Below are 26,135 nucleotides of genomic sequence, written 5' to 3' on the forward strand. Positions count from 1 at the left end.
ACGGTCTGGCGAGGTTCGGCGTTGGTCCTACGCCAGCCGCCGGGCGGCGGCTTCCTGCATTGCGCGGTCAGCGCTCCACGCACAGATCACGTTCGGCACCTCGGGAAGCGCCTCGGCCAGTGCCGGCGGTCCGAGCAGCACCGCCACGATCGAGCGCCGTGCGGCACGCGCTGCGGTGACCGCCGCGACGACACGCGCGCGCGTTGCTTCGGTATACCCCGCTCGCCCGCGTCCGGACGACGGCTCACCGGCAACCACGAGGCACACGGCCCCGCGTCCCTCGTCCGTAGGCCCGTCCACCACCCGCGGCAGGAGCCCGACCGCGCGCAACGTGCCCAGGAATGGCGCCACGCGCTGTGCCGCACCCGCCGGCCACACATCGTCATCCACAGGTATGACGTCCACCACCGGCCCGATGTTCGTGAACACGCCGCGTACGGCGTGCACGACCGTGTCGGCGACCTGACGCGCCCAGAGGAGGTCGTCCAGCGTGGGCTCGCGCGGCTCATCGCTGCGGGCCCAGTCGGCCCAGAACGCCCGCCGCGCCGCGCTGGCCTCAACCTCGTCAAGCAGCACCGCACCCGTATCGATGGCGCGCTCGACCGCGTCGTGCACGCCAGCGAGATCTGCCGGTGCGAGGATCAGATCGCAGCCCCCGGCCAGCATCGCCACTGCCGCGTCGCCTTCGGCCCCCAACGCGCGCGCCGCGCCGCCGGACGGCGGCGGGCTCACCAGCAGCCCCTCGAATTGCAGTTCATCACGCATCAGCTCCCGCAGGATCACGCGGGACCACGCTGCGCCCGCCCCGCTCGTGTCGAGTTGTGGATATGACACCGGCGAGACGAGCACCGTTGCCACGCCGGCGTCCACCGCCGCGCGAAACGGGACGAGGTCCGTGCCCCAGAGCCCGGCACCGGGCGCGTCGACCGTCGCCGCGCCGAGCGCAGGGTCCCGCAATGCGCGCCCCTCTCCAGGCAGCGACATCGCCGACGCGAGCACACCCTCAGCTTGGCAGGCGTCGATCCACGCCACCGCCCACTCCGCCACCCGCTGCGGATCGTGATGCAACGCGCGCGCGCCGAGAAACGGGTTTGCGCGCTCGACGGCGAGGTCGGCGCAGGGGGCCAGCGCCCAATTCACACCGGCCGTGCGCAGGTCGCGCGCCGTCAGCCGCGCCGCGCGGCGAATCACGTCCTCGTCGCGCAACGCCCCGAGCGCCCCGAACGGAGGCAGGCCCGTTGCACCGGTGATGGCGGCACCCGCGCCGCGTTCCGCCGGCGCCGCGATCAACAGGCGGCGGCCGGCGGCCTTCTGCAACGTTGCCGCCAAGGTTGCGACGGCCTCGCACGGACCGTTGGAAATCACGAAGCCGCCGACGCCGAACTCGAGCGCGTCGTCCACCAGCCCCTGCATATGCGAGAAGCCGTGGTCCGGATCCCAGCGCAGCTCAGGAATGAGCAGCGCCGCCAGCGGGTGCCTCACGCGGGGTACAGCGCGCCGAGCACGCGCGGGCCGCGCGCGCCGGTAGCGCCGACGACGTTGCCGTGGCGGCGGCGCTGATGCAGCCAGCCGAGGAAGGCGAAGGCCACTGCCTCCTTGGCCTCGCCGTCGAAGTACAACTCCTCGAAGCGCCGAACGTGCCGCGGCGCGAGTGCCATCGCGATGGCCTCGCGCAGGGCCGGATTCTTCGCACCACCGCCGGACAGCAGCACGTCGCCCAGCTCCTGCGGCACGAAGCGATGCACGGCGTGCGCGATGCTGCGCGCGGTGAACCACACGGCCGTGGCGAGGACGTCCTCGTCGCTGCAGCCGGCGTGCGCCGTGCGACAGTCGGCCACGAAGCCCGCGATGTATGCACTGGTGAACCGTTCACGACCGGTGCTCTTGGGCGGAGGTGCGTCAAACCACGGCTCGCGCAGGCGCGCTTCGATCACCGACTCGATCGCGCGGCCCTTGAGCGCCAGCGTGCCGTCTCGGTCGAAGGTCAGCCCTGGGCGCAGGAGGCGCACCGCGCCGTCCACGATGCACACGCCCGGGCCGGTGTCGAACGCGCGCACAGCGGTATGGTCGCTGGCGCCGGCCACCAGCGGCGGCAGCACGGTCAGGTTGCCGATGCCGCCGAGGTTCTGCAGCACACGCCAGGCGTCCGGGCGCGCGAAGAGCATCGCGTCGGCGATCGGCACCAGCGGGGCGCCCTGCCCCCCCGCCGCGACGTCGCGCGTCCGGAAGTCGGCGATGACGTCGATGCCACAGCGCTCGGCGATCACCGCCGGCTGCCCGAACTGCCAAGTGCCCTGCGGCGGGGCGTGCCACACCGTGTGCCCGTGCGAGGCGATGGCACGGATGTCCTCGCGCGCGACGCCGGCCTCGGCGATGGCGGCGTTGGCCGCGTCGGCGAGCCAGCCGCCGAGCGCGAAGTCCAGGCGCGTGTATTCTGCCGGTGACGCGCCCTGCAGCGCGGCCGCGAGGCGCGCGCGCTGGCCCGGCGCATACGGCCGACTGACCTGCGCGAGCAGTTCCGGCACGATGCGACCGTCGTCGTGCTCGTGGAAGCGCACGACCACCGCCGTGATGCCGTCGAGCGATGTGCCAGACATCAGGCCCACGTACACATCCGAGCGGAGCACGGAACTCACGGGCGCTCCACCAGCGGCGGGGCTTCGGCGAGCACGTGCCGGATGACGCCGCCCGCGGCATCCAGCCGCGCACGCGCCGCGGCCGCGTCGAGCCCGAGCTTGTGCATCACGATGGCGAGCTTCACGTGCCCATCCGCCTGCTTGAGCAACGCGCGGGCGGCGTCGCGCGGCACGCCGCAGGTCGTGATCACGAGCCGCTCGGCGCGGTCGCGCAGCTTGTCGTTGCTCGCGCGCAGGTCCACCATCAGGTTGCCGTAGGTCTTGCCGATGCGCACCATCGCGGCCGTCGTGATGGTGTTGAGGACGAGCTTGGTGGCCGTTCCCGCCTTGAGGCGCGTCGAGCCGGTGACCACCTCGGGCCCGGTGATCGGCAGGATGGCCACATCCACGGCCGCCGTGACCTCGGCCGGCGGCGGCGAGCACGCGACAATCACGGTGCGGGCCCCAAGCGATGCCGCGTGCGCAAGCGCGGCACGCACATACGGCGTGGTACCGCTGGCCGCGATGCCGACGACGACGTCGCCGGCGGCGACGCCAGCAGCCGTGAGGTCCTCGCGCGCGCCGTCGGGCCGATCTTCCGCGTCTTCCTGCGAGCGCGTGAGCGCGGCAGGGCCGCCGGCGATGATGCCTTGCACCATCGTCGGATCGCTGCCGAAAGTCGGCGGGCACTCCGAGGCGTCGAGCACGCCGAGCCGGCCCGAGGTGCCGGCCCCCACGTAGAACAGGCGGTACCCGGCGCGGAAGGCCTGCTCCACCAGCGCGACGGCGCGGGCGATGGGCTCGCGCTGCGTCGCCACCGCATCGGCGACGCTGCGGTCCTCGGCGTTCATCAGGTCGACGATCTCGAGCGCCGAGGCGAGGTCGATGTCGGCGCTGCGGGGATTGCGGCGCTCCGTGACGCGAGGATCAAGCACGCGAGGTGGCGGGCGGAGGAGGACGGCGCGGCGCGACTGGCCTCGGTGCCGGGGGCGCGGCGACGGAGGTAAGTTATCTCCCGTGACCACTACACGCACTGGACGGCGTGGCCTCGCCGCCGCCCTGGCCCTCGTGGCCTCGCTCTCCCTGTGGCCTGTGCAGGCACTGGACGCCCAGATCATCCGTGTCCCCGACTCCGACGACCGGCAGATGCCGGTCACCGTGCACGGATCGTTCGGCTACTTCGTGGCCCAGAACCGCTTCGACGGCCGCGACCAGCTCACCTGGTTCCTCGGCGATGCATACCAGATCCGGCTCGGCGCGGATGCCGCACTCGGCATCGGGTCGGTGGGGCTGTCCGGCACGCTCGCCACCGTCCCGATCCAGCGCGGGAACAGCACGGCCTCGCGCGGCGACATCCAACTGCGCCAGGTGTTCGCGATGTTCCGCTCGCCCGAACCGCAAGGCTTCGGCCAGGTGGTGCAGTTCGGCATCGGCATCTCCCAGTGGGCGAACTACTCCGGCACCGACGTGCTCACCGAGAGCGAAGCCGCCGCGCGCAACGCGCTGGCCATCGGCCTGAGCTATGGGTTTGCGCTGCCGCTGGGCAAGCGCTTCAGCCTCACCCTCGTGCAGGACTACGTGACGGCGGTCGGGTCGCGCGAGGGCCTGCCTGCCAGCGCGCGCCGTTCGCAGGAGCAGTACACCACCCGACTTGGCCTGCGGTACAAGGTCCTGGGAGTTCGTGAATGATGCGGCGTGCCTTGTGGCTCCTGACGGTCGCGGCGCTCACGCTGTCGGCCTGCCGTCCCGCCGGGACGGCGACGGATGCGCGACTCAGCGGCACCTACGCCGGCGGTTGGCGCTTCCCCGAGCTACGCGAGCCCGTCACGGGCGCGGCGGCGATGGTCTCGAGCAACAGCGACCTGGCCAGCGCGGCGGGCGTGGAGATCCTGCGCGCTGGCGGCAACGCGGTGGACGCGGCGGTGGCGGTAGGCTTCGCGCTGGCGGTGACGTATCCGTTCGCCGGCAACATCGGCGGCGGCGGCTTTATGACGATTCGGATGGCCGACGGCCGCACGGCAGCGCTCGACTATCGCGAGGTCGCGCCGCTGGCGTCGACGCGCGATATGTACGTGGACTCCACCGGCAAGCTCAGCGGCAAGCAACTCACCGGACACCTCGCCTCGGGCGTGCCGGGTGCCGTGGCCGGGATGGCGGCCGCGCTCGAGCGTTACGGCAGCAAGTCGCTGGCCGAGGTGATGGCACCCGCCATCCGAATGGCGCGCGACGGCTTCGTGGTGGACAGCGCCCTGTTCCGTTCGCTGCGCGGGGCACAAGAGCGCCTCTGCGAGTTTGCCGGCTGCAGCACGTTCTATCCGGGCGGGGCGCCCCCGGCGCCGGGCAGCACGCTGCGCCAGCCGGAGCTCGCGCGCTCGCTGCAGTTGATTGCCGCTGAGGGCACCAAGGCCTTCTACGACGGGCCGGTGGGCGAGGCGCTGGTGCGCGAGATGGAAGCGGGCGGCGGCATCATCACGCGTGAGGACTTGCGGCGCTACGAGCCCAAATGGCGCGAGCCAGTCGTGACTGACTACCGCGGCTACACGCTGATCACGATGCCGCCGGCGAGCTCGGGCGGCATCACGATGAGCCAGACCTTCAACATCCTGGAGCGCTTCGCGCCGCTGCCGCCCTTCGGCAGCCCGGAGTATGTGCACTTGCTGTCGGAGGCGTTCCGGCGCGCGTTCATCGACCGCAACTCCAAGCTGGCGGACGCCGACTTCGTGCCGGTGCCGCGCGACCAGCTGGTCTCCAAGGCCTACGCGGCTGAGCTCGCCTCGCAGATTAGCCGTCGGCGGGCCTCGCGCACGCCACAGTTCGACGCCGGGCGCGAGCCGGAGCACACGACGCATTACTCCGTGGTGGATAGCGCCGGCAATGCGGTCGCCACCACGACGACGATCAACGGCGGCTACGGATCGGCGGTGTGGGTGCGCGAGGGCGGCTTCTTCCTGAACAACGAGATGGATGATTTCGCGACGCAGCCCGGCACGCCGAATATGTTCGGGCTCGTGCAGGGCGAGGCGAATGCCATCCAGCCCGGCAAGCGGATGCTCAGCGCGATGTCACCGACGATCGTGCTGGACCGCCAGGGCGAGGTGCTGCTCGTGGTGGGCGCGGCCGGCGGCCCGACCATCATCACGGCCACCACGCAGGTGATCCTGAACGTGATCGAGTTCGGGATGCCGCTGACCGAGGCGATGCGCGCGCCGCGCGTGCACCATCAGGCGCTGCCGGACGCGATCCGGCACGAGTCGATGGGCTTCTCGCCGCGCACGCTCCGGCGCCTGAAGCGGATGGGCCACGAGCTCACGCCGCAGGGCGGCATCGCCAACGTAAACGCCGTGATGCGCACCAATGGTGTGCTTCACGGCGTTCACGAGCCCCGCGGGTCAGGCGGGGCGGTCGGCTACTGAGCGTTCAGTTCCCGCGTACGGTCAACTGCTCGGTGAGGGTGACCGTCAGCGGGGCGTTCGCGGCGAGGCAGCCGTTGTAGTCGGTGGTCGCGGCGGCCACGGCACCGCCCGCGGCAGCACCGATGGCCGCACCGGCGACCGTGCTCTTGGTGTCGCGGCCGAGGACCTGCCCGGCGACGGCGCCGATGGCGGCGCCGGTGGCCACCTTGCCGGCCTGCGTGCCCGTGCTCTGCACGCGGGCGTATTCGAGCCGCGCCACCTGCGTGACGTCCGCCGCGAGCTCCGTGGTCGTGCCGCGCACGGTGATCGACACCGGCTTGAACGCCAGCTTCACGCGCTCCTGCGAGTTCTCGCCGCGGGCGGACTCCACCACCTCGAGCGTGACTTCAGAGCCCGTGGGAATGGTGACGCCGTTGGTGGCCTCGACATCCGCCGTGGTCAGCGCGGTGAAGCGATCGCCGACCTTGTGCGTGTTGGTGCAGATGCGCGAGCCCGAAGCCAAGGCGATCGTCGCGCCAGCGGACAGCGCGCCACTGCGCGCAGCGCTGGTGGACGCCGCAGTGGACGGGCGCGTGGTGGCCGCCGGCGTGCTGCGCGGGGTCGGCGTACGCGGCGCCGCAGCGGCCGGGGCCGGCGCGGCATCGGCCGCTGGGGCGTCGTTCATCGCCGCGCCGGTGTCAGCAGGTGCCAGTTCGATCTCGCGAGACGCGTCTGACGCATCGCCACCGCCGCAGGCCACGATGGCCAGCGCGGCCAGCAACAGAGCGGAACGTCCGATAATATTCGCTTGCATATGCCACTCCTCGTGATGGGGGTACTTCCGACCTCCGCAAATTCTCGCCGGGACCAGGCATCTTCAACCTGCGGCGCAACGTGACCTCGCTCACACGCGTGCTGCCTTGGGTCCGGCCCTACCGTGGGCGCATCGCCTACGGCCTGTTCTGCGTCGTGCTGTCGACGGCCCTCTACAGCTGGCTGCCCACGTTGATCCGCCACGCCCTCGACGCGATGGCCCAGGGCGCAGCACTCCGTGACATCCTGAAGACCGCGGCGACGATGCTCGCCGTCACGCTCACGATGGCCGTGTTCCGCTTCCAGATGCGCGACATCCTCAACGGCGTCTCGCGCGTCATCGAACACGACCTGCGCGAGGCGCTCTTCGAGCGCCTCACGTATCAGGATGCCGCCTGGTACGGCCGCACGCGCACCGGCGAGCTGATGGCCAAGCTGACCAACGACCTCGGCGCCGTCCGGATGGCCGTGGGGCCGGCCATTATGTACCTCACCAACACCGTGTTCGGCGGGGTGTTCGCGCTGTCCTTTATGATTGCGATCTCCCCGCGCCTGACGCTCATCGCCGTCGCACCGATGATCGTCCTGCCGATTATTACCCTCCGGCTGGGCAAAGCGATCCACGACCGCTTCGAGCGGGTGCAGGAGCGCTTCGGGGCGCTGACGACGCTGGTGCAGGAGCACCTCTCGGGCCTGCGGATTATCCGCGCCTACCGGCAGGAACCGGCCGAGCGCGAGCGATTTGACGCCCTCAGCGAGGAGTATCTCACGCGCAACCTGGCCTTGGTCCGCCTGCAGGGCCTGATGGGGCCGAGCTTCGCGCTGTTCGCCGGGCTCGGTGCGGCCGCGGTGCTGGGCTTCGGCGGCGCCCAGGTGGTCGCGGGGACCATCACCGTGGGGGCCTTCGTGGCCTTCGGGCTGTACCTCGCAAATCTGACGTGGCCGCTGATCGCCCTCGGCTGGGTGACGAGCCTCTTCCAGCGCGGGGCGGCGTCGATGACGCGCCTCTTGGTCATCCTCGATGCCGAGCCGGGCGTGACCGATCCGCTCCCACCAGGCGCCGCGGCCAGCTTGCCGCCGACGGCCGGGGGGCGCAGCCTGACCCTCGAGCACGTGAGCTTCGCGTATCAGACCGCTGACGGGAAGCCCGGGCGCCAAGTCCTGTCGGACGTGTCGGTCAGCATCCCCGCCGGGGCCACCCTAGGCATCGTGGGCGCCACCGGCAGCGGCAAGAGCACCCTGCTGGAGCTCATCCCGCGCCTGGCTGACCCCAGCGGCGGAACCATCCGCCTGGACGGGGTAGATATCCGCGAATTACCCCTGGCCCTGTTACGCCGAGAGATCGGATTCGTCCCTCAGGAAAGCCTGTTGTTTAGCGAAACCCTGCGTCTGAACCTGACGTATGGGGCCGCTGATGCCCCGGCCGCCGAGTGGGCCGCGGGGGTGGCACAGTTGAAGGAAACGATTGACGGCTTTCCGGGCGGCTGGGAGACGATGCTCGGGGAGCGCGGAATCAACCTCTCGGGGGGACAGAAGCAGCGAGCCGCCTTGGCGCGGGCGCTGGCTCGGCGTCCCAGCGTGGTCATCCTCGACGATGCCCTGTCGGCGGTGGATACGCAGACCGAGGCGGCGATTCTCCGCGGGTTGCGCGAGGCCTTGGCCGGACGCACCGCGATCATCGCCTCGCACCGCATCTCGGCGATCCGGGATGCAAACTGGATCCTGGTGTTGGACGATGGACGGGTGGTTGAGCAGGGCCGGCACGAAGACTTGCTCGCATTGAAGGGCCGATATTACTCGTTGCTGCGTCGGCAGCAACTTGAAGCCGAGTTGGAGCAGGACCCCGTGGTCGTCCGGGACGCTTGACGGCCAACCATCAAATCCTTCCTAGGAGGATAAATGCTGTCAGTTCTTCGTCGTGCAGTTGCTGTTGCCTCGTTGGTTGCGGTGTCGGCCGGTGCCGCTCAGGCGCAGCTGAAGGTGGAGGAGCTCCGTGTGGACGTCGCTGGCCTGCAGGCGATGGGTGGCAGCACGATGTTCGCCGGCGGCATCCCGGGTGGCCTGGCCCTCGGCATCTACCTGAACGACAAGATCGCGCTCGAGCCGACCCTCGGCGTGATGCACTTCAGCCCGGATGGCGGCGACGCCAGCACCCTGATCCAGGTCGGCGTGTTTGCGCCGTACTACCTGGCTGGTGATCGCGGCCGCAACGGCCTGTTCGTTGCACCTGGCGTGATGATCACGAAGGTCACGGACGTGGATGCCGCGATCGACTTCGGCGCCGATATCGGCTACAAGAAGGCGATGAACGACAAGGTGTCCTGGTCGGTGGCCGGCACGTTCCGCGGCGGCGACTCGTACGATCCGGACTCGGAGATCGGCGCGCGCTTCGGCTTCAGCGTCTTCTGGCGCTAAGCAGCATCACTGATGGTCCGAAGCCCCGCGGCGCACAGCGCCGCGGGGCTTCATCTTTGCCGCCACTGGGATCAGCGGCGCGCGACGTTGTATCCGACCACTGCGCCGACTGGCATCGTCACGAGCACCGCTCCGCCGCCAACGAGGCCGATCGCACCCACCGCCGCACCCGCGAGACTGGCGAAGAACGGAGACTGCTGTCCGCGCCGGTCGCTGTACCAGTGGACGCCGAACGCAGAGCCAAGCACGGCACCAGCCAAGATGGTGATGGCGGCCGGCCCGATGTCCTCGAGCCCGGCATCCGAACCTGCCGCGCCGGCGCTGAGCAACGCCCCCGCAGCACTGAAGAGCATCATTCCTCCCGCCGCCGATGCGAGTTGCTTCGCGACAAACGCCGATCCCAGCGGCGCGCGTTCATCGTTCTGCAGGGGCGCGGCGCCGGACACTCCCCAGCGCAGGGCCTCTCGGGTGGGCTGCGCCTCGAGCGCGTCGGCAGCGACCGCAGTTGCGACGACCAGTACGAGTACGCGAAGCATTGGTCCCCTCAGATCCGGTTGAGGATGAACTCCGGCGTGAACGCCTGCAGCCAGTTGGCGAGGATCGTGAAGCGGTTGGTGACCATCAAGACGCCCACGAGGATCAGTAGCGCACCGGATACGCGATTCACCCAGACGATGTGCCGGCGCAGCTTGGCGAAGACCTCAAGGAAGCGCTCCACCATCACCGCAGCGGCCAGGAACGGGACGGCCAATCCTAGCGAGTACGCCGCCAGGAGCGTTAGCCCACGCCCTAGGTCAGCCTCGTTGGCGGCCATCGTGAGGATCGCGCCGAGGATGGGGCCGATGCACGGCGACCAGCCGGCGCCGAACGCGATGCCCACGACCACCGTGCCGAGGTAGCCGAGCGGCTTGTTGGCCAGATGCAGGCGCGTATCGCGGTTGAGGAACGCGAGGTTGAAGGCGCCCAGCAGGTACAGGCCAAACAGGATGATCAGCACGCCACCCACGCGGCTGATGACGTCCCGGTAGCGCAGCATCAGCTGCCCGAAGACGGTCGCGCCGGCGCCGAGCGCGAGGAAGATCAACGAGAACCCCGCGATGAACAACAGCGCGTGCACGATGTTGTCGCGCCGCGAGCCCTGCATATCCTCGAGGTTCATCCCCGTGATGAACGTGATGTAGCTCGGCACCAACGGCAGGACGCAGGGGCTCAGGAAGCTCAGGATGCCCGCGCCGAAGGCGATGAACAGGCCCAGTTGGGCGGCGCTTTCCATCTAGGCCTTCCCCCGCTGGCAGTCGCGGCACACCCCGTGGATGACGAGGCGGTGGCTCTGGCGCGCGAAACCGCGGGACTCTGCGACGATGGTGGTCATTCGCTCCAGTCGTTCATCTCGGAACTCCTCGACCCGTCCGCACTGCGTGCAGACGAGGTGCTCGTGATGGGGGATGTCGCGGGCCGCTTCGAAGCGCCGGAAGCCCTCGCCGAAGTCGCGCTCGACCACGAGACCGCTGGCGATCAGCGTGTCGATGGTGCGGTACACGGTCGCGGTGCCGACGGAGCGTCCGCGGCGGGCGACTTCCTCAGCCACTTCCTCAGCCGAGAGGTGACGGTCCGCGCCGAGCAGCACCTCTGCGATCGCGAGCCGCTGCGCCGTGATGGGCAGGTTGTGCTCGCGGAGGTACCGCTCGAAGCCCGCCGTTACGCCGTCGCCGGCCACCGCTGCTGCGCCTCGGCAATCATTGCGCGCACGGCGTCACCTTCGACCCGCTCAACCTCGAGGGGCTCGTTCGCACGCTGGCGCACGCCCTGCACGACCATCTCCACGGTCAGCAGCGGCGCGTCGGCCTCGGCCACGACCTCGCAGTCCCACTTGCCGCGCTCGGGGCCCTTTCGGGTCCAGCGGTACCGTGCGGAGTAGACCACGTGGCGCGACGAGATGCTGGCGCCCTCGGGGAACGGCGGGTCGGACTCCGCCGCCGGTGCGGACTCGGATGCGTCGCCATCGACCGGCTCGGGTTCAGCGCCCAGCGGTTGGGCGCCCTCGGGCAGCGCCGCAATCACGCAGACACCGGTCTCGATCTGCCCTTGGCGAATGGGGGCGAAGAAGTGCGCCTCGGCGACGCGCGCGGGCGGCACGACGGCCGCGATCTCGAGCAGGAAGCGCTCGCGGGCGTCGGCGCCGAGGGGAATCGTCTGGGACATACCGAAATCTCGCCTGCCCAGGGGCGGGAAGCTACCGTCAGAGCAGGGAGACGGGGTCGCGGTCGGCCACGAGCCGCAGGTCGTGCTGGGCGGGGACGTCCAGGCCGGTCATCAGGCCGCGGAGCAGCCGCGTGAGGGCCGCCGGCTGCGCACTCTTGAGCACCGCGTGCCAGCGCCAGCGGTTCTTGATGCGCTCGAGCGGGCAGGGCGCGGGGCCCAGCACCGTGATGCCGAGCTTGAACTTGAGGTCGGCCTTGATGAGCCAGTCGGTCACATCGGCGGCGAACTGGGCCACGGCCGATTCGTCGAGGCCGCTAACGACGATGTTGGCGAGGCGTAGCGTGGGCGGGTACGGTGGCGACTCGCGTGCCGGCAACTCCTCGGCCACGAAGGCGTGGTAGTCGTGGGTGATGGCACAGCGCACGGCGTGGTGCGATGGCATCCGCGTCTGGATGACGACTTCCCCGCCCTTCGGCCCGCGGCCGGCGCGCCCGGCCACCTGGCTTAGCAGTTGGAAGCTGCGCTCGCTGCTCCGGAAGTCCGGCAGGTTGATGCCGATGTCGGCGTCGATCACGCCCACCAGCGTGACGTTCGGGAAGTCGAGTCCCTTGGCGATCATCTGCGTGCCGAGGAGGATGTCCACTTCACCGCGCGCCACGCGGTCGAGAATGGCGGTGTGCGCCCACTTGCCGCTGGTGGTGTCCACATCCATCCGCGCGATACGTGCCGTGGGCAGGCGCTCGAGTAGCAGACGCTCCACCTGTTGCGTGCCCAAGCCGCGCTGGCGCTTGAGCGGCTTGCGGCAGTCTGGGCAGGGGGCGTCGGCCGGGGCCTCGTGCAGGCAGTAGTGGCAGACGAGCCGCTCGGGCGTGCGGTGGTACGTGAGCGAGATCGAACAGTTGGGGCAGACGGCCACGTGGCCTTCGTCGCACTGGACGAAGCTGGCGTAGCCGCGCCGGTTGAGCAGCAGGATGCTTTGTTCGCCGCGCGCCAGGCGCTCGTGCAGGCCGCGCTCGAGGTCGGCGCTGAGGACGAGTCGACGGGCGCGGTCTTCCGGCGTGGCAGCGCGCTGTTCCACCCTGAGATCCACGACGCGCACGGCCGGCAGGGCGCCACCGCCGACGCGCTCCGGCAAGCTGCAGAGCGCGTATCGTCCGTCGCGCGCGTTCACCCAACTCTCGAGCGAGGGCGTGGCGCTGCCGAGGACGCAGTGCGCGCCGGTCTCGCGGGCGCGCACGATGGCCACTTCGCGCGCGTGGTAGCGCGGCGTGTCGGCCTGCTTGTAGCTGGCCTCGTGCTCTTCGTCCACGATGATGGCGCCAAGGTTGGCCAGCGGGGCGAAAACGGCCGAGCGCGCGCCGACGGCGATGCGGCGTTCGCCACGCTGGAGCGCGCGCCAGGCGTCGAGCCGTTCGCCATCGCTGAGGCCCGAGTGCAACACCGCCACTTGCTCGCCGAAGACAGCGCGGAATCGGTCCACCGCCTGCGGCGTGAGCGCGATCTCCGGCACGAGCACGATGGCCGAGCGGCCCTGCTCCAGCACCACGCGGCGCAGCACTTCGAGATAGACGAGCGTCTTTCCGCTGCCGGTGATGCCGTGCAGCAACGTGACGCCACCCGGCGCGCCACCGACGATGCTCGCGACGGCCGCTTGCTGCGCAGCCGTCGGCGTGACGCGAGGCACCGGGCCGGGATCACGCTCGGCGAAGGGATCGCGGAGGCGCGTCGCCCGCTCGATGCGGGCGAGCCCGCGCTTGACCAAGCCGCTGACGACGGCGGGTGAGCTCCCGAGCCGCTCCACCAAGTGCGCGACCGGCGCGCGCCCACCAAGTTGCTCCAAGAGCTCGTAGAGTTGCCGCTGCTTTGGCGCGCGCGCGAAGGCGGCGTCGCGCGCGAGCAGCGTGGGCAGTTGCTCAGCGAGCACGAGGAGCCGCTCCTGCGAGCCGGGGGCGTCGGGCTTCGACGCGTGGCCGAGCGCGGCGGGCAACACCGCGCGGCACACGAGGCCGAGCGGCGCGACGTAGTACTCACTCATCCAGCGGCAGACGGCGAGCAGGTCGGCGGGCAGCGCAGGCTCGGCGTCGGGGACGTCGAGCAGATCACGCGCCGGCTTGTCACCGAGTGCGCGGCCGTCGCTCTCCCCGACGCTGATCCCGATGACGCGCTTGCCGCGCACCGGCGCGACGACGCGCGAGCCGGCCACGACGGGATGGCGCGTGCGTTCGGGGACGGCGTAGGTGAAGGTCTGCAGCAGCGGCAGCGGGAGGGCGACCTCGACGAGCCGCCGCGGGGCCGCGGGCGCGGCGGCGCTCACGTGGGGCGCGAGGCGCGGACCGGCGGCTCCTCACGGACGCCGTCGCGATGCATCCAGCCGTAGATCGCGTCAGCGACGTCGTGGCCGCGCTGGAAGCGCGCGTTGGGATCCTTCTCCAGCAGGTTCATCACGATATCGGCCAAGCCCTGCGGCGTTTCCGGCGCGGCCTCAAGGATGGGCTTGGGCGCCTCGTGCACGTGCTTGTAGCCGATGGCGTAGCCGTCCGGTCCGTCGAAGGGCGTCGTGCCGCAGAGGCACTCGTAGAGCATCACGCCGACGGCGTAGAGGTCGGCGCGACCGTCAACGAAGCGGCCCATCGCCTGCTCCGGCGCCATATAGTGCGGCGTGCCCATCGCGCGCCCGCCGGCCGTCATCCGCCCGTGGAAGTACGCCGTGGCAATGCCGTAGTCCGTGAGGATGCCGTTGCCGTCGGTGTCGAAGAGGACGTTGTCGGGCTTGACGTCGCGGTGGATGACGCCCTGCCGCGCCGAGTAGTCGAGAGCCGTGCAGACCTGCGCGGCGATGCGGGCGGAGCGCGCGGCGGGGACGGTGCGCGTGCGCATCAGGTCGTCGGCGAGGCAGCCGCCGCCAAGGTACGGGAGGATCAAGAAGACCGCGTCGTCTGTCTCACCATAGTCCAGGGGCGCACAGATGAACGGATGCAGCAGGCGGCTCGCCGCCTCGGCCTCGCGTTTAAAGCGCACGCGCATCTCTTGGTCGCGGGCCAGGTGGGCGTGCATCACCTTCACCGCCAGCGGGCGCTCGAGCAGGTGGTGCCGCGCCTCGTACACGTCGGCCATTCCGCCGGCGCCGATGCGGCGCACGATGCGGTAGCGGTGCCCCGTGGCGTGCCGCAGCGAGGTGATGAGATGATCGGGCGCCTCCACCGCCGAGGGGAGCTCGGGGAGGTTGCGGGCGCACTGTGCGCACTGGCGCAGGGCGCTTCGGTTCCAGGTACCGCAGTCGGGGCAGAACACGTCAGTGAATCTAGACGTTCTCGCTAAGGCTTGCGAGCGACCGGAGATCACCAGCGGATTCGAGGCGACTCAGGTTCTTCGTGGGCTCATTCAGACGCCACGCCAGGGACCTTGGACGCAGATCCTGTGCACGCCAGACACGGTACCTCTCACCGGTAGCTCGCGTGGAGCGAGCAGCGCACCTCGACGCATCGAGTAGACGCGCAACCGACTGTCCGACGCAGCGTTGACCGCGTCTCCAGCCACGATCGGCGCAGCTTCACATCAGACTCGAGGGTAGCCGCAAAGCCTACCTAGGGCGACCCGACCCGACACCTTCCTTCATTGAGCTGCTGCCCACGGGCGGTGCGGCGAAGACTGGACTCGGCTTGTGGAACCGGAAGGCGCGGACCGCCACAGAGGTCCTGCAACTTCCGACGGACAAGAGGGTGTCTTGAATCCGAGATAAGGCGAACAGCCATCGGAGCAATCGCCAACTCGGACCGTGCGATAGCTTCAAGGGTGTCTGCAACCGCAACCTCGTCTCCTACCTGAACGAAGCCAGCCAACGCATGGACATTGTATCCGTAGCCTGCCAACCGAGCGAGCTTGGCGAGAGCAGCCGTCGCGCCGGCATAGGGCACTCCGGGAGCCTCAGCTACGGCAGACGCAACGAGGACATTGATGACACTTGTGACGGCGTCAAAGCGACTCTTGTCGTCCCCCTGTGAGACGACGAAGTCCACCAATGCCGCCGCCACAGCATCACGTTCTGTCACGCTCGCGCGTATCTCCTGCTGCCTCAGGATGAGGAGCGCTAGCCCGGGAGATCCCTGACTTTCCAAGGAGTTCACAACGTCCTCCACGACCCTCGGTCGTGAGACTTGCCCGGATTGCCCGTCCGCACGCGCGGGAATAATGGCCGCAAGGAGCGAAACGATGGCCCACAGGAGGATGCGATATCGAGTTCTCATGACAATACGCTGCCCCCGCTAGAGCCAACCGTTGCGGCGGAGCATCCAGAGCAGGCCGCCACCCAGCCCCAGTTGCAGGGCGAGCATCACCCAGAAGCCGTGCGGCCAGTCGGACAGGGGGATCTGGGCGAAGTTCATCCCCCACATCCCGCTGACCACGACGAAGGGCACGCTCAGCGTCGCGACCACCGTCAGGCCCTTCGTCACCAGCCCCATTCGGTTGGAGATCTGCGTGAGGTAGGAGTCGAGCGTGCTGGTGAGCAAGTCGCGATACGTGTCGAGCGTCTCGTTCAGGCGGATGACGTGGTCGTAGACGTCACGGAAGTACACCTGTGCCTCGGGCGAGATGTGCGCCGAGGGGCGGCTCTGCAGGGTGTTGAAGACCTCGCGCATCGGCGCCACGTGGCGGCGCAGCGTGAGGACGAGGCGCTTGACCGAGAAGATGTCGCGCAGGGCCGCCTGGTCGAAGTGCACGAAGACCCGTTCCTCGAGGCCGTCCACGAACTCATCGAGCTGGTCGATGATCGGGAAGTAGGCGTCCACGGTGGCATCGAGAATGTGATGCATCAGGCGACCGGCGCCGCGCTCGAGCAACGCCGAATCGCGCCCGACGCGCTCGACGGTGGCGTCCACGCCCGGCGCGTGCGTCCCGTGCACCGTCACGACGTAACTGCGGCCGACGAAGGTCCAGAGGTTGAAGGTCTCGATGTCGTACTGGTCTTCGGTCTCGAGCAGGAAGCGCACGCCGCGGACGACCACCAGCGTGTAGGCGGGAAACTCCTCCACCTTGACGCGGCCTTCGGTGGAGGTGGTATCCTCGATGCTGAGCGGGTGGAACTTGAAGACGCTGCCCAACAGGGCGCGATGTTCGACGCTGTCGGCGTGGAGGTCGACCCACATCAGGCCCTCGCCGCTGGCGACGGCGTGGGTGAGGGCCGCGGCGTCGAGGTCGCGGCGGACGGCGCCGTGGGCGTCGCGGTACCAGCTGCGCGGGGTGCCCGTGGGGGACGGGGCCTGCTCGTGCTTGTGGAGCCGGAAGGAGGCACGACGCTTGCGGGGCATAGCTCTAAGCTACCGGTCAAGCGTCACGGTGCCAGCACGCTCAGCGTAACGCCCCCAACTGCGCCACCACCCCCTCCGCCACCCGCGCCGGCTCGTACCCGCCCTCCAGCACGCTCACCACCCGCCCGCCGCACCAGCGCCCCGCGCGCTCCACCATCCCCCGCGTCAGCGCCGCCACGTCCGCGGGCTCCAGCGTAAACCCGCCCAGCGGGTCTCGCGCCATCGAATCGAATCCGCTCGACAGCAGCACAAGATCCGGCGTCCACCCCGCCGTCGCCGCGTCCACCGCGCCGAAGAGCGCATCGAGGTACGCCTGCACTGGCAGCCCCGCCGGCATCGGCACGTTCCACACGGTTTCCAGCGGCCCGCGGTCCTCGGCCGCGCCGGAGCCAGGATACCACGGCCACTGGTGCATCGACACGAAGTGGATGCGCGCGTCATCCTCGACCAAGGCCTGCGTGCCGTTGCCGTGATGTACGTCCCAGTCCACGATCAGCACACGCTCGGCGCCGCGCGCCAACGCGTGCTTCGCACCGATGGCGACGTTTCCGAAGAGGCAAAAGCCCATCCCCTGCGCGCGGAGCGCGTGGTGGCCAGGCGGGCGCACGGCGACGAAGCTGCGCGGATTCCGCGCGTCGAGCGACCGTTCGACAGCCTCAAGCACGGAGCCCGCGCCGGCGCGCGCGGCGTCCCAGCTGCCCTCGCTGACGACGGTGTCGGCGTCGAAGCGGCCGCCGCCGCGCTCACTCATCTCGCGCACGGCGCTGATGTAGCCGCGGTCGTGACACAGCGCGAGCTCGTCTTCGGTGGCGTGGCGCCCCTCAAGCAGCTCCATCGCCATAAAGAGCTCGGGATGGTACTTGAGCGCGCTGGTGATGGCGCGGATGCGGCCCACGTGCTCGGGGTGATTCCACCCGTTGTCGTGCCGACCGCAGTCAGCGTGGGAGATGAACGCAAGCGTCACGGCAAGCCTCGGGTACGGCGAGAGCCCCACTCGGCGAGCAGGGCGAGCAAGATGATGGGTCCGAGCCACACGGGGAACGGCGGCGTGCTGCGGCTGGCGCGCGGCGCCTCGCCCACGGCGGCGCCGAGTGCCTGCGTGAGCGCGGCGCGGGGTTGGGCGTCGCCGGCGTCTGGTGCGGCGACTGCGGCGGCGGCGCGGCCGGGCTCCGACTGGCTCCCATCCGGCTGATCGCGCAGGACCGCGCCAGTCGCCACGAGCCCGACGAGGCGCGACCAGTACGCACGATGCTCCTCGACGCTGCGCCCCTCACCCTCCATCCGCCAGCGCCAGGTGTCGGCGTAGCCGAGTTGGATGAGGCGCCCGCGTCCGACACGACGGGCGACGACTGCAGGCGTGCCCTCGCGGTCCTCGAGCAGCACGGCATCCGCGCGCAACGCCGTGAGTGCGAACAGCGGCAGCGCGTGAGTGGGCTCGTGGCCCTCGAAGCTGCGCGTCTCGGGCGGTTCGACTCCCGCCACGCGTGCGGGGGCGATGCTCCGTAGCGCGGCCGGCTCGGCGCGCGCGGTTTCGCCCGCGAGGATGACGCCGCCGCCGGCGTCGGCAAAGCGCGCCAGCGCCGCAGCGTCACGGCGCGCTGCTGCAGAGTCCAGCACGATCACGACGTCGTGCCGCGCGAGCGAAAGGGTCGCAGTGCCCTGCCGCACCTCACGGTCGCGACCGAGCGCGAGCCGTGCGTCCACGCGCCAACCGGCTTCTTCAAGCGCCGTCATCACGAAGCGCGACTCCCAGCCGACGCGTCCGAGCATGAGGACGCCGCGCAACTGAATGCGCTCGCTTGGAGCGACTGCGGCGGTAGTGCCGCGTTCGACCGCGAGCGCGGGGCCGAGCGTGGGCTCGGTGGTGACGACGCCAGCGGTGAGCGAATCGATTGGCCCCAGGGAATCGCGCAGCAGGATCGGCCCATCGCCGACCACGGCGACACGCCAACGGGGGAGCGGCTCGCGCACGACCTCCGCCATCGCGGCCACAGCAGCGACGTCACCGGTCCAGGTCACGCGACGGCCGGCGCGGGCGAGTGCCGCGAGTGAATCTCGGGCGACGGCGCTCGGCGCAACGGTGAACCGCATCGCGAGCGTCTCGCCATCCCCTGACGCGCCTGCGCCCAACCACAGGGCCACGAGCAGCGCGCCGAGCAGGGCCGCGATCGCAGCGCCGCGCAGCAGGCCCTCGCGGCGCAGTGGCGCCTGCGCCCCTGCGCGCGTGGACTCAGCGGCTGAGGGCATACACCACCACGTTCACGCCGAAGCGTGTGTTGTCCACGGAGATGAAGCGCTTGTTGTCCGGATGGTAGTTCCACTCGGACGAGTAGTCCTTGCTGCTGTAGAGGACGGCGATGCGCCCCTCGTGCACCACGGCCTGCAGGTGCTTGTGCACGAGGTTGTCGCCCCAGCCGTTGAGCTCGTGGCTGGTGGTCGGCGGGCCGTCGGGGAACACGAAGAAGCTGCGGTACAGCTCGTGGTCGTTGGGCAGGTCGCGCAGCGGGCCGACGGCGCGCGCGATTTCCTCCCAGGCCGTGCGATGGAACTCGCCGTCGACGTCGTGGTTGTGGTCGTCCACGAAGAGCATCCCGCCGCGGCGGCAGAACTCGCGCAGGGTATCACGCTCGACGTCCGAGAAGCGCACCGGCAGGTGGCCGGTGAGGAACGCCAGCGGATAGCGGAACAGGTCGCGCGAGCCCAGCGGCACGATGACGCCCGTAGGCGCGACGTCGATGCTCGTGTACCGCGCGATGGAGTCGATGAGGTTCGGCGCGACCATCGGCGCGCTGTCCCAGTCGCCGGAGTCATACTGCGCGGTGGCCCAGGTGAACTCGGCCATCAGCGCCCCCAGGCCGCGAGCGGCGCGCGCTGCGGCGGCTCGGCGAGCAGGGCACGGCGCGCGGCGGTGAGTGCGGCGGTCACGTCCCCGCCCCGGCGCAGCGCGGTGGCAGCGGCGTCGAGGGCGAGCATCGCGGGGCGCTCCGCCTCCGGCAGGCCCACGCGCAGCAACAAGAGCGAGTCGGCCGCAGCGGCCGGGTCTCGCGCCACCAGCGACAGCGTGGCGTCGAAGCGCGCGAGTCGTGCCGCGCGCGCGGGGTCGGCCGCCGGGCGCGCACTGCGCGTGGTGGGGTTGCCTTCGTCCTTTCCGGCCAAGCGCACACGCGCCAGGTCCACGACCACCGCCGGCGGGCGACCGCGCAGGTAGATGCGCTCGGCGGCGCGGGCGCGCTGCAGCGCGGCGATGGCGCGCTCCATCCACGGAATCGCGGCGGCGGGCCGGCCGGTCTCCAGCTCCGAGCCAGCGCGCCACATATAGTTGTACGCCTCGAGCAGCGGACGGTTGATCGCCACCACCGGCGACTCATCACCGTGATTGTCGAGGTTGCGCGTGGGGTCGGCGTTGGCGGCGCGCTCGGCGGCGGCGAGGATGTCGTCGGGATTGATCACCCCTTCCTCGCCGTGCGCGTGCCCGTCACCCGGGAAGTGCGCGTGCTCGCCTTCGTCCTCGCCGAGCCGTTCGAACACGGCGCGGCCCACGCGCTGGCGCAGCTTGGTCTGGTCGACGCCGATGCGACGCGACTCGCGGGTGACGGCGTCTACGCCGAGGCGCGGTGCGCTGCGCACAAGCTCGCGCGTGCGCTCGAGCAACATCCGCTGCGAAAGCGCATCCTTCTCGGGCTCGCTGGGCGGCAGGGGATCTACGGCGACGGAGTCGTACTCGTCGGCGCGCGCGATGCGCAGGCTGCGCGTTTCGGAGGCGCCGCGGCCGGGGCCGGTCACATCGTTACGGTCGGCGGCGATGGCGCGCAGGTGGACGAGGTCGCCGGGTCGCAGGCGCAGCGAGTCCAGGTTCAGCACGCCGCGCAGTTCGGCGCGCCGCACGCCGGCGTCGAAGCGGCGTTCTCCGACTCGCAGGGTACGGAACTCGTACAGCTCACCCTCTCCCGTACTGACGATGAGCTCGAAGGCGGCGCTGCCGAGCCCGTAGTCGTCGCTGGCCTCGGCCTCGAGCCGGAGCGTGCCGGTTGCGACGCGCATCACCGTGTCGCGTGCGGGTTGGTTGAGGCGGAGCGCCGGCGCTGAGTCGGCGAGCGGCTCGATGACCAGCACACGCTCGCGCGCACCGGCAACGAGACGAACTGCCTCTGCGGCTGCGGGGACGGGCAACACGATGCGCCAGCGGTCGCCGCCTGATGCCACGGCCGTGTACTCGCGACCCGCGGCCTGTGCGCGCACGTCGCGGCCGCGCCCTTCGACCGTGACGCGGCTGCCCGGGAGCGCTGCGACTGTGGCGGGGTCGTCGAGCGCGACTGTGGTGCCGCCGATGTACGCCGGCGGCTGGATGCGCACGACGATCGTTGCCAATGCATCGGCCCCGGCCCGCGCCGCGGCACCGGCGCGCTCAAGAGCATCACCGGGCGCCGGAGCCAGAACGCGGCCCACGGCGCCCGACGGCAGCAGTAGCAGGACGACCAGCGCGACCAGCAACGCCGCCGACGGACGCAGCAGCGCCGCGCGCAGGGCGCCCGTCACCTCGGACTCGAGCGGGGCGGCGGCGATCGCCGCGTCGAGGGCGGCTGCGTCAGTAGGAACAGCGTCAGTCGCGGTCACGCGCGTCACGAGCGCATAGCGCAGCGCGGGGATGCGTCGCTCGAACCACAGCGCGATGCCCTCGTCGCCGGCTGCGGCGATGAGACTCGCGCCACGACGCAGTTGCCAGGCCATCGCGAGCGCGCCGGCCAGCCAGGCCGCGGGCACGAACCGCGCGCGCCAAGCCAACGGCAGGCCAACGAGCACATCCACCGCAAGCGCAAACAGCATCGCCGCGAGCGCCACGAGGATGCCTACGAGCACCGCCCTGGTGGCGATGCCGAGCAGCAGCACACGGCGCGCACGGCGCAGGCGTCGCACGACGGGACTCACGCGGCCTCCGAGGGCCGACGGCGCAGCCACTGCTCGGCGAGCAGGAGCAACAACGCAGCCGCGAGAAGCCACGGTGCCAGCTCCGAGTGCGCCTGCGCCTTGGCAATCGCGTCAGCGCTGGCCAGCGGCCCGCTGCCCGCGAATGACTCCAGTGCTGCGCTGTCGAGGGGCGGCTCGCGCCGTCCTCCGCAGCGTGTGACCAGCGCCTCCAGCACGCGGACGAACGGCGCACGCAGCGTAAGATCACCCGCTTCCGGCAACGCGACGCCCACCTCACGCACGCAACCGCCGCCCGCTGCGCGCTCCACCGCCGCCGGCGCTCCATCCCGCCAACGCGCGATGACGCGCCCTACCCCGACCGGCAAACGGCCGAGCGGCGCGACCAACGACGGCCCATCGCCCTCGAAGAACAAGACCCCGTCGGCAACGAGCGCAGAATCCGGCAGCGCCGCACGGGGCCACAGCAGCAGCACGCGGTCAGCACTCGCGGCCAGCCACGCCGAGTCCGCGGCAAGCGCAGCGCCACGCCGGATTCGCACTGCGTGCCCGCCTCTGGCCTGCAGCAGTGAGGGCAAGGTCGCGAGCAGTGGATCGCTGGCGTCTCTTGGCAGCACTTCGGGCGGCGACGCGCTCGCAGTGTCAACGGCGCCGGCGACAGCCACGACATTCGCGCGGCCCGGCCACGCGGCGCGCAGCGCAGGCGTGGCCGCATCGTGCATCTCGCCGGAGAACAGACTCAGCACGCGCAGCGCGACCGAGTCTGCACCGCGTGCGATGGCCGGCGCCACGTCAGTCGCCACCACGAGCATCGGTGAGAGCCGCGCGCCGCGCACGCCGGGCGCCTCGAGTGCCGCAAACTCCTCGCGAGACATCGCGCGAGCCGCAGTATCGAAGACTACCAGCGTGTCGTGCGAGCCGAGGCCGGCCAAGACGTCGGCGCGCAGTTGCTCCGCGTCCGCAAGCGCCGACGTCCACTCCACCGCCCACACCGTGCGCAACGCCGGCCCCTGGCCATCCCACACCGGCCGCGCGAAGCCAGCGCCGATGCACAGCAGCGCCGCCACGCGCAGCGCGAGCAGCAACAAGTCGGTCGGCCGCGACGTGCGCGCCACGGCCCGCGCCTCGCTCTCGGGCACGAAGCGCGCGGTCGGCAGCGGCCGCGCCGGAGGCCGACGCGTGCTCAGCAGGTGCAGCGCCACCGCGCCCACCGCCGCCAGCGCGCCAAGTGCTAGCATCCACGGCGCGAGGAAGCTCATCGCCGCGCCTCCGGTGGCCGCGCGATGCGGCGGATGGCCGTCTCGCTGGGTTCGTCGTCGCGCACCTCAAGGACTTGCACGCCGTCGGCGCGCATCGCGTGTGCCACCTGCGCGCGGAAGGCATCGAACTGCGCGCGGTACGCCGCGCGCGTGGCCGCCACCAGCGGGCGCTTGAGTTCGGGGTGCTCCGGATCGGTCGCCAGCATCGCGGCCTCGCCCGGCTCGAGCTCCGCGGCGGCCACCACGTGCACGAGGTAGGCCTCACCGCCGCGCACGACGTGCCGCGCCAGCGCGGCACGCAGCTCGTCGACGTCGCCAAGGCAGTCGGTGATCACCACGCAACGCCCCGTCGCCACCGCGACGTGCTCGGCCAGCGTCGGCGCGCCAGCCGGGCGGATCGCACCGAGCAGGCGCGCGACGTCACCAACGACACCGGCGCGCGTGCGCGGTTCAAGGCGTCGCACTCCCTCGCCCGCCACGACTGTGAGTCCCAGTGGATCACCGCCCGCGTGCGTGACGGCGGCGAGCCCCACGGCGAGCCGCCGCGCCTGCGGCCATTTCCCCGCATCGCCCGTCGGGAAGTCCATCGACGCGCTGGCATCCACGAGTAGCGTGGTTCCGAGCACCGCGTGGTCCGGCGCGAGGCGCACGAACGCGCGGTCGGAGCGTGCAAGCAACTTCCAATCGAGTCGGCGCGGGTCGTCGCCTTGGCGGTACGGCCGGTACTCGGCGAACTCCGGCGCCACACCGCGCGAGCGGGCTTGGTGCATTCCCGGGGCACCGTGCGGGACCGCACGACGGGCGGGCCAGCGCACACCGCGCACGGCGTCGAGCAACGCGCCGTACGGGCCGACCGGCATCGTCAGATTCCGGTGAGGCCGCGCGGCTCGGGGACGCGCTCGAGGAGGTCGTCCACGATCCGCTCGGCCGTGACCCCTTCCGCCTCGGCGGCGAAGTTCGGCAGCACGCGATGCCGCAGCACCGGGCGCGCCACGCGGCGGATGTCGTCCGGCGCGACGTTGTGGCGGCCTGCCAGCAGCGCCGCGGCCTTGGCGCCGAGGATCAGCGCTTGGCCGGCGCGCGGACCGGCGCCCCAGCGCACGTACTGTTCCACCAGCGGCGTCGCTTCCCCGCCCTGCGGGCGCGTGGCACGCGCGAGAGCGGCGGCGTAGCGCAGGGCCGCATCGGCGGCGGGCACCTCGCGCGTCATCCGCTGCAACTCACGCACCTGATGCGCGTCGAGAATCGGCTGCAGCGTCTCGCCACCCACGCCGGTGGTGGCGCGCAGGATGGCGACTTCTTCGTCCGCGCCCGGGTAGCCGATGCGGATGTCGAAGAGGAAGCGATCGAGCTGGGCCTCGGGCAACGGATACGTGCCTTCTTGTTCGATCGGGTTCTGCGTGGCGAGCACGAAGAACGGCTCCGGCAGGTCCATCGTCGCACCGGCGGCGGTGACGCGGTGCTCCTGCATCGCCTCCAGCAGCGCGGCCTGTGTGCGCGGCGGCGCGCGGTTGATCTCGTCCGCGAGCACGATGTTCGCGAAGACCGGCCCGCGCACGAAGCGGAAGGCGCGATGGCCGGTCTGCGTGTCTTCTTCCATCACCTCGGTGCCGGTAATGTCGCTGGGCACAAGATCCGGCGTGAACTGGATGCGACGGAAGTCGAGCGACATCGCCTCGGCCACCGAGCGGATCATCAGCGTCTTGGCGAGGCCCGGTACGCCGACGAGCAGCGCGTGGCCGCCGGCCACCAAGGCCATCAGGATCTCGTCCAGCACCTCCTGCTGCCCGACGATGCGCCGCGCCACCTCGGCGCGGAGGCGCTGCGCGGCCGCCAGCAGCGCGTCGCGATCGGACACCGCCGGCGCCGCGCTCAGCGGACGGGCCGCCGGCGGCGGTACGTCAGCAGGAAGGTCGAGCCGTCGCGCGCGCCCGCCACGGTGAGCGGCGCGGATTCATCGAGCACTTCAAACCCACGCAGCTTGATCACGAAGTCTTCCACCGGATGATGCACCGGCAGGAAGGCATCGAGCGCCGCCTGCTTGAGTGCCCGCACCGAGGCGTCCGGCGCGCAGCGCACGGCGATGGTGTCCCAGAGCTCGGGCATCTGCACGCGCACGGTGATCGCCTCGGCCGAGTCGGCGCCCAGCGCCAGCGTGCCGGGGCGCGCGCGCAGGCGGTTGAGGACGGCGTTCACGCCACCGCTCCCGCCGACTCACCAGCCGGCGGCAAAGTGGCCAGGAACTGCGCGACCTGCGCGTCGAACATATAGCTCGAGGCGCTCACGGACGTGCCGCCGGCTTCCTCGGTGGCGGCAATAACGATCTCCTCGCCACCCTGCCCACGCAGGCTCATCCAGTTGGGGCCCTGCTTCTCGAGGAAGGCGGCGTAGATGCCGCTGCGCAGGGCAAAGAACTCGCGGGCCTCGTGGAGGACCTCGGCGGCGGGCATTGCGGTGCGCTGCTGCTGCAGCGTACGACCGGACTGCTGATGGCGCGTCACTTGGGGGAACTCTCCGTTATCGGGTGCCTGTACGACACCGAAATCTATCCGTCGGTTGCGGCGCTGTCCTCTCTACGCGGCGTGGCGGCCGAGCGTTCGTCCTCAAGCGCCGCCTCAGCGAGGCGCAGGGAGCGGCGCAGGACGTCCAGTTCGTGCACCGCCGCCACGAGGTCCGCCACGGCCCGCAGGAGGGCCTTGGAGGGGCCTGGCTGCGTGCCGGGGGTGTCAAAGTAGAAGCTGGCCGCCCCCACCACGCCGTCGCGCCCCAGCACCGGCACGGCGACAATGGCGTGGAAGCCCAGCTCCCGCGCCACCTCCTGCCAGTCCTCGAGGGCAGGGTCTGCGAACACATCCGGCACCTCAATCAATCGGCGCTCGGCGGCAGCCTCGCCGGCCGGGCCAAAGCCCAGCCGCACCCGCATCTCCCCCAGCCAGGGCCGCCAGCGCTCCGGCCAGGCGTGCGCCGCCACGGCGCGCATCACCTCGGCAGCCCCATCCAGCAGGAAGAGCGCCCCCAGCGAGGCCCCCACGGCCGGGCAGGCCCGGTCCAGCGCGAACTGGTAGGCCTCGGCGGGGTCCTCGGCCTGCACCACCGCGTGGGCCAACTCGGCGACCACGCGCAGGGCCGGGTCGGCCGGTAGCGATGCGGCCGGCGGATCGGGCAACTGCCAGCGGCGGCGGCGGGACATCACGGTCGATGGTGGGACAC

Annotated in this window: 25 protein-coding genes; 4 read left to right on the top strand and 21 right to left on the bottom strand. The window is 71.0% G+C overall.

Annotated elements, in window-relative coordinates; translation table 11 throughout:
* Nucleotides 1-27 precede the first annotated feature (27 nt).
* From KF689_09600 to murQ, 3 genes are read right to left on the bottom strand one after another with little or no spacing between them, the layout of a single operon-like run.
* Complete coding sequence (locus KF689_09600) at nucleotides 28-1,482, bottom strand: hypothetical protein (protein MBX3133624.1); 1,455 nt, start codon at nucleotides 1,480-1,482, stop codon at nucleotides 28-30.
* Nucleotides 1,479-2,636, bottom strand: coding sequence for an anhydro-N-acetylmuramic acid kinase (locus tag KF689_09605; protein ID MBX3133625.1), 1,158 nt, complete (start codon nucleotides 2,634-2,636; stop codon nucleotides 1,479-1,481). The genes KF689_09600 and KF689_09605 overlap by 4 nt, the downstream gene beginning before the upstream one ends.
* Nucleotides 2,633-3,733: an N-acetylmuramic acid 6-phosphate etherase gene (murQ, locus tag KF689_09610; GenBank protein MBX3133626.1), complete on the bottom strand. Its 1,101-nt coding sequence runs from the start codon at nucleotides 3,731-3,733 to the stop codon at nucleotides 2,633-2,635. The genes KF689_09605 and murQ overlap by 4 nt, the downstream gene beginning before the upstream one ends.
* Between murQ and KF689_09615 the strand changes: the two genes are divergently transcribed.
* Together KF689_09615 and ggt are read left to right on the top strand one after the other, a co-directional pair.
* Complete coding sequence (locus KF689_09615) at nucleotides 3,633-4,304, top strand: hypothetical protein (protein ID MBX3133627.1); 672 nt, start codon at nucleotides 3,633-3,635, stop codon at nucleotides 4,302-4,304. The two genes, murQ and KF689_09615, sit on opposite strands and share 101 nt — an antisense overlap.
* Nucleotides 4,301-6,028, top strand: a complete 1,728-nt coding sequence (gene ggt / locus KF689_09620; protein ID MBX3133628.1) for a gamma-glutamyltransferase — start codon at nucleotides 4,301-4,303, stop codon at nucleotides 6,026-6,028. Before KF689_09615 ends, ggt begins: the two co-directional genes overlap by 4 nt.
* 4 nt (nucleotides 6,029-6,032) lie before the next feature.
* On the opposite strand, the gene KF689_09625 is transcribed toward ggt, so the two are convergent.
* Nucleotides 6,033-6,821 carry a hypothetical protein gene (locus KF689_09625; GenBank protein MBX3133629.1) on the bottom strand — a complete coding sequence of 263 codons (789 nt, stop codon included), beginning with the start codon at nucleotides 6,819-6,821 and terminating at the stop codon, nucleotides 6,033-6,035.
* 80 nt (nucleotides 6,822-6,901) lie between these two features.
* Between KF689_09625 and KF689_09630 the strand changes: the two genes are divergently transcribed.
* On the top strand, nucleotides 6,902-8,686 hold the full coding sequence (locus KF689_09630; GenBank protein MBX3133630.1) for an ABC transporter ATP-binding protein: 1,785 nt from the start codon (nucleotides 6,902-6,904) through the stop codon (nucleotides 8,684-8,686).
* Between the two features lie 33 nt (nucleotides 8,687-8,719).
* Nucleotides 8,720-9,235 (top strand): hypothetical protein, encoded by a 516-nt coding sequence (locus KF689_09635; GenBank protein ID MBX3133631.1) that lies wholly within the window; start codon nucleotides 8,720-8,722, stop codon nucleotides 9,233-9,235.
* A 71-nt stretch (nucleotides 9,236-9,306) separates the two neighbouring features.
* On the opposite strand, the gene KF689_09640 is transcribed toward KF689_09635, so the two are convergent.
* The 17 genes from KF689_09640 to KF689_09720 form a co-directional block, all read right to left on the bottom strand.
* Entirely contained in the window at nucleotides 9,307-9,771 is a 465-nt protein-coding gene (locus KF689_09640; protein ID MBX3133632.1) for a hypothetical protein, read from the bottom strand.
* An 8-nt stretch (nucleotides 9,772-9,779) separates the two neighbouring features.
* The gene (locus KF689_09645; GenBank protein MBX3133633.1) at nucleotides 9,780-10,508 is read right to left on the bottom strand and encodes a sulfite exporter TauE/SafE family protein; all 729 of its coding nucleotides are present in this window, start codon (nucleotides 10,506-10,508) and stop codon (nucleotides 9,780-9,782) included.
* Entirely contained in the window at nucleotides 10,509-10,952 is a 444-nt protein-coding gene (locus KF689_09650) for a transcriptional repressor (GenBank protein ID MBX3133634.1), read from the bottom strand.
* Nucleotides 10,934-11,437, bottom strand: coding sequence for a hypothetical protein (locus tag KF689_09655; protein MBX3133635.1), 504 nt, complete (start codon nucleotides 11,435-11,437; stop codon nucleotides 10,934-10,936). Before KF689_09655 ends, KF689_09650 begins: the two co-directional genes overlap by 19 nt.
* A 37-nt stretch (nucleotides 11,438-11,474) precedes the next feature.
* Nucleotides 11,475-13,751 carry a primosomal protein N' gene (gene priA / locus KF689_09660; GenBank protein MBX3133636.1) on the bottom strand — a complete coding sequence of 759 codons (2,277 nt, stop codon included), beginning with the start codon at nucleotides 13,749-13,751 and terminating at the stop codon, nucleotides 11,475-11,477.
* Nucleotides 13,748-14,728 carry a serine/threonine protein kinase gene (locus tag KF689_09665; GenBank protein MBX3133637.1) on the bottom strand — a complete coding sequence of 327 codons (981 nt, stop codon included), beginning with the start codon at nucleotides 14,726-14,728 and terminating at the stop codon, nucleotides 13,748-13,750. Before KF689_09665 ends, priA begins: the two co-directional genes overlap by 4 nt.
* Nucleotides 14,729-15,699: 971 nt before the next feature.
* Entirely contained in the window at nucleotides 15,700-16,743 is a 1,044-nt protein-coding gene (gene corA / locus KF689_09670; GenBank protein MBX3133638.1) for a magnesium/cobalt transporter CorA, read from the bottom strand.
* 40 nt (nucleotides 16,744-16,783) lie between these two features.
* Nucleotides 16,784-17,707 carry a histone deacetylase gene (locus KF689_09675; protein ID MBX3133639.1) on the bottom strand — a complete coding sequence of 308 codons (924 nt, stop codon included), beginning with the start codon at nucleotides 17,705-17,707 and terminating at the stop codon, nucleotides 16,784-16,786.
* Nucleotides 17,704-18,990, bottom strand: a complete 1,287-nt coding sequence (locus tag KF689_09680; protein ID MBX3133640.1) for a hypothetical protein — start codon at nucleotides 18,988-18,990, stop codon at nucleotides 17,704-17,706. The genes KF689_09675 and KF689_09680 overlap by 4 nt, the downstream gene beginning before the upstream one ends.
* Nucleotides 18,974-19,585 carry a DUF4159 domain-containing protein gene (locus KF689_09685; protein MBX3133641.1) on the bottom strand — a complete coding sequence of 204 codons (612 nt, stop codon included), beginning with the start codon at nucleotides 19,583-19,585 and terminating at the stop codon, nucleotides 18,974-18,976. The genes KF689_09680 and KF689_09685 overlap by 17 nt, the downstream gene beginning before the upstream one ends.
* Nucleotides 19,585-21,669: a hypothetical protein gene (locus KF689_09690; protein MBX3133642.1), complete on the bottom strand. Its 2,085-nt coding sequence runs from the start codon at nucleotides 21,667-21,669 to the stop codon at nucleotides 19,585-19,587. Before KF689_09690 ends, KF689_09685 begins: the two co-directional genes overlap by 1 nt.
* Nucleotides 21,666-22,925: a BatA domain-containing protein gene (locus KF689_09695; protein MBX3133643.1), complete on the bottom strand. Its 1,260-nt coding sequence runs from the start codon at nucleotides 22,923-22,925 to the stop codon at nucleotides 21,666-21,668. The genes KF689_09690 and KF689_09695 overlap by 4 nt, the downstream gene beginning before the upstream one ends.
* On the bottom strand, nucleotides 22,922-23,785 hold the full coding sequence (locus KF689_09700) for a DUF58 domain-containing protein (protein ID MBX3133644.1): 864 nt from the start codon (nucleotides 23,783-23,785) through the stop codon (nucleotides 22,922-22,924). The genes KF689_09695 and KF689_09700 overlap by 4 nt, the downstream gene beginning before the upstream one ends.
* A gap of 2 nt (nucleotides 23,786-23,787) precedes the next feature.
* On the bottom strand, nucleotides 23,788-24,684 hold the full coding sequence (locus KF689_09705) for an AAA family ATPase (protein ID MBX3133645.1): 897 nt from the start codon (nucleotides 24,682-24,684) through the stop codon (nucleotides 23,788-23,790).
* A 113-nt stretch (nucleotides 24,685-24,797) separates the two neighbouring features.
* Entirely contained in the window at nucleotides 24,798-25,121 is a 324-nt protein-coding gene (locus KF689_09710) for a hypothetical protein (protein MBX3133646.1), read from the bottom strand.
* On the bottom strand, nucleotides 25,118-25,426 hold the full coding sequence (locus KF689_09715) for a hypothetical protein (protein MBX3133647.1): 309 nt from the start codon (nucleotides 25,424-25,426) through the stop codon (nucleotides 25,118-25,120). The genes KF689_09710 and KF689_09715 overlap by 4 nt, the downstream gene beginning before the upstream one ends.
* Nucleotides 25,427-25,470: 44 nt before the next feature.
* On the bottom strand, nucleotides 25,471-26,115 hold the full coding sequence (locus KF689_09720; protein ID MBX3133648.1) for a GAF domain-containing protein: 645 nt from the start codon (nucleotides 26,113-26,115) through the stop codon (nucleotides 25,471-25,473).
* Nucleotides 26,116-26,135 lie beyond the last annotated feature (20 nt).

The sequence above is a fragment of the Gemmatimonadaceae bacterium genome, assembly GCA_019637355.1.
Classification (GTDB): domain Bacteria; phylum Gemmatimonadota; class Gemmatimonadetes; order Gemmatimonadales; family Gemmatimonadaceae; genus Pseudogemmatithrix.

What these genes read in the sequence shown, in the direction of transcription:
- murQ (MBX3133626.1), bottom strand. Translation starts at nt 3,733, where the DNA reads ATGATCTGGGCGTCCAGTGCCTGCACAGGCCACAGGGAGAGCGAGGCC.
- KF689_09720 (MBX3133648.1), bottom strand. Translation starts at nt 26,115, where the DNA reads ATGTCCCGCCGCCGCCGCTGGCAGTTGCCCGATCCGCCGGCCGCATCG.
- KF689_09645 (MBX3133633.1), bottom strand. Translation starts at nt 10,508, where the DNA reads ATGGAAAGCGCCGCCCAACTGGGCCTGTTCATCGCCTTCGGCGCGGGC.
- KF689_09695 (MBX3133643.1), bottom strand. Translation starts at nt 22,925, where the DNA reads ATGAGCTTCCTCGCGCCGTGGATGCTAGCACTTGGCGCGCTGGCGGCG.
- corA (MBX3133638.1), bottom strand. Translation starts at nt 16,743, where the DNA reads ATGCCCCGCAAGCGTCGTGCCTCCTTCCGGCTCCACAAGCACGAGCAG.
- KF689_09685 (MBX3133641.1), bottom strand. Translation starts at nt 19,585, where the DNA reads ATGGCCGAGTTCACCTGGGCCACCGCGCAGTATGACTCCGGCGACTGG.
- KF689_09635 (MBX3133631.1), top strand. Translation starts at nt 8,720, where the DNA reads ATGCTGTCAGTTCTTCGTCGTGCAGTTGCTGTTGCCTCGTTGGTTGCG.
- KF689_09705 (MBX3133645.1), bottom strand. Translation starts at nt 24,684, where the DNA reads ATGGCCTTGGTGGCCGGCGGCCACGCGCTGCTCGTCGGCGTACCGGGC.
- KF689_09655 (MBX3133635.1), bottom strand. Translation starts at nt 11,437, where the DNA reads ATGTCCCAGACGATTCCCCTCGGCGCCGACGCCCGCGAGCGCTTCCTG.
- ggt (MBX3133628.1), top strand. Translation starts at nt 4,301, where the DNA reads ATGATGCGGCGTGCCTTGTGGCTCCTGACGGTCGCGGCGCTCACGCTG.
- KF689_09700 (MBX3133644.1), bottom strand. Translation starts at nt 23,785, where the DNA reads ATGCCGGTCGGCCCGTACGGCGCGTTGCTCGACGCCGTGCGCGGTGTG.
- KF689_09640 (MBX3133632.1), bottom strand. Translation starts at nt 9,771, where the DNA reads ATGCTTCGCGTACTCGTACTGGTCGTCGCAACTGCGGTCGCTGCCGAC.
- KF689_09680 (MBX3133640.1), bottom strand. Translation starts at nt 18,990, where the DNA reads ATGCCCTCAGCCGCTGAGTCCACGCGCGCAGGGGCGCAGGCGCCACTG.
- KF689_09625 (MBX3133629.1), bottom strand. Translation starts at nt 6,821, where the DNA reads ATGCAAGCGAATATTATCGGACGTTCCGCTCTGTTGCTGGCCGCGCTG.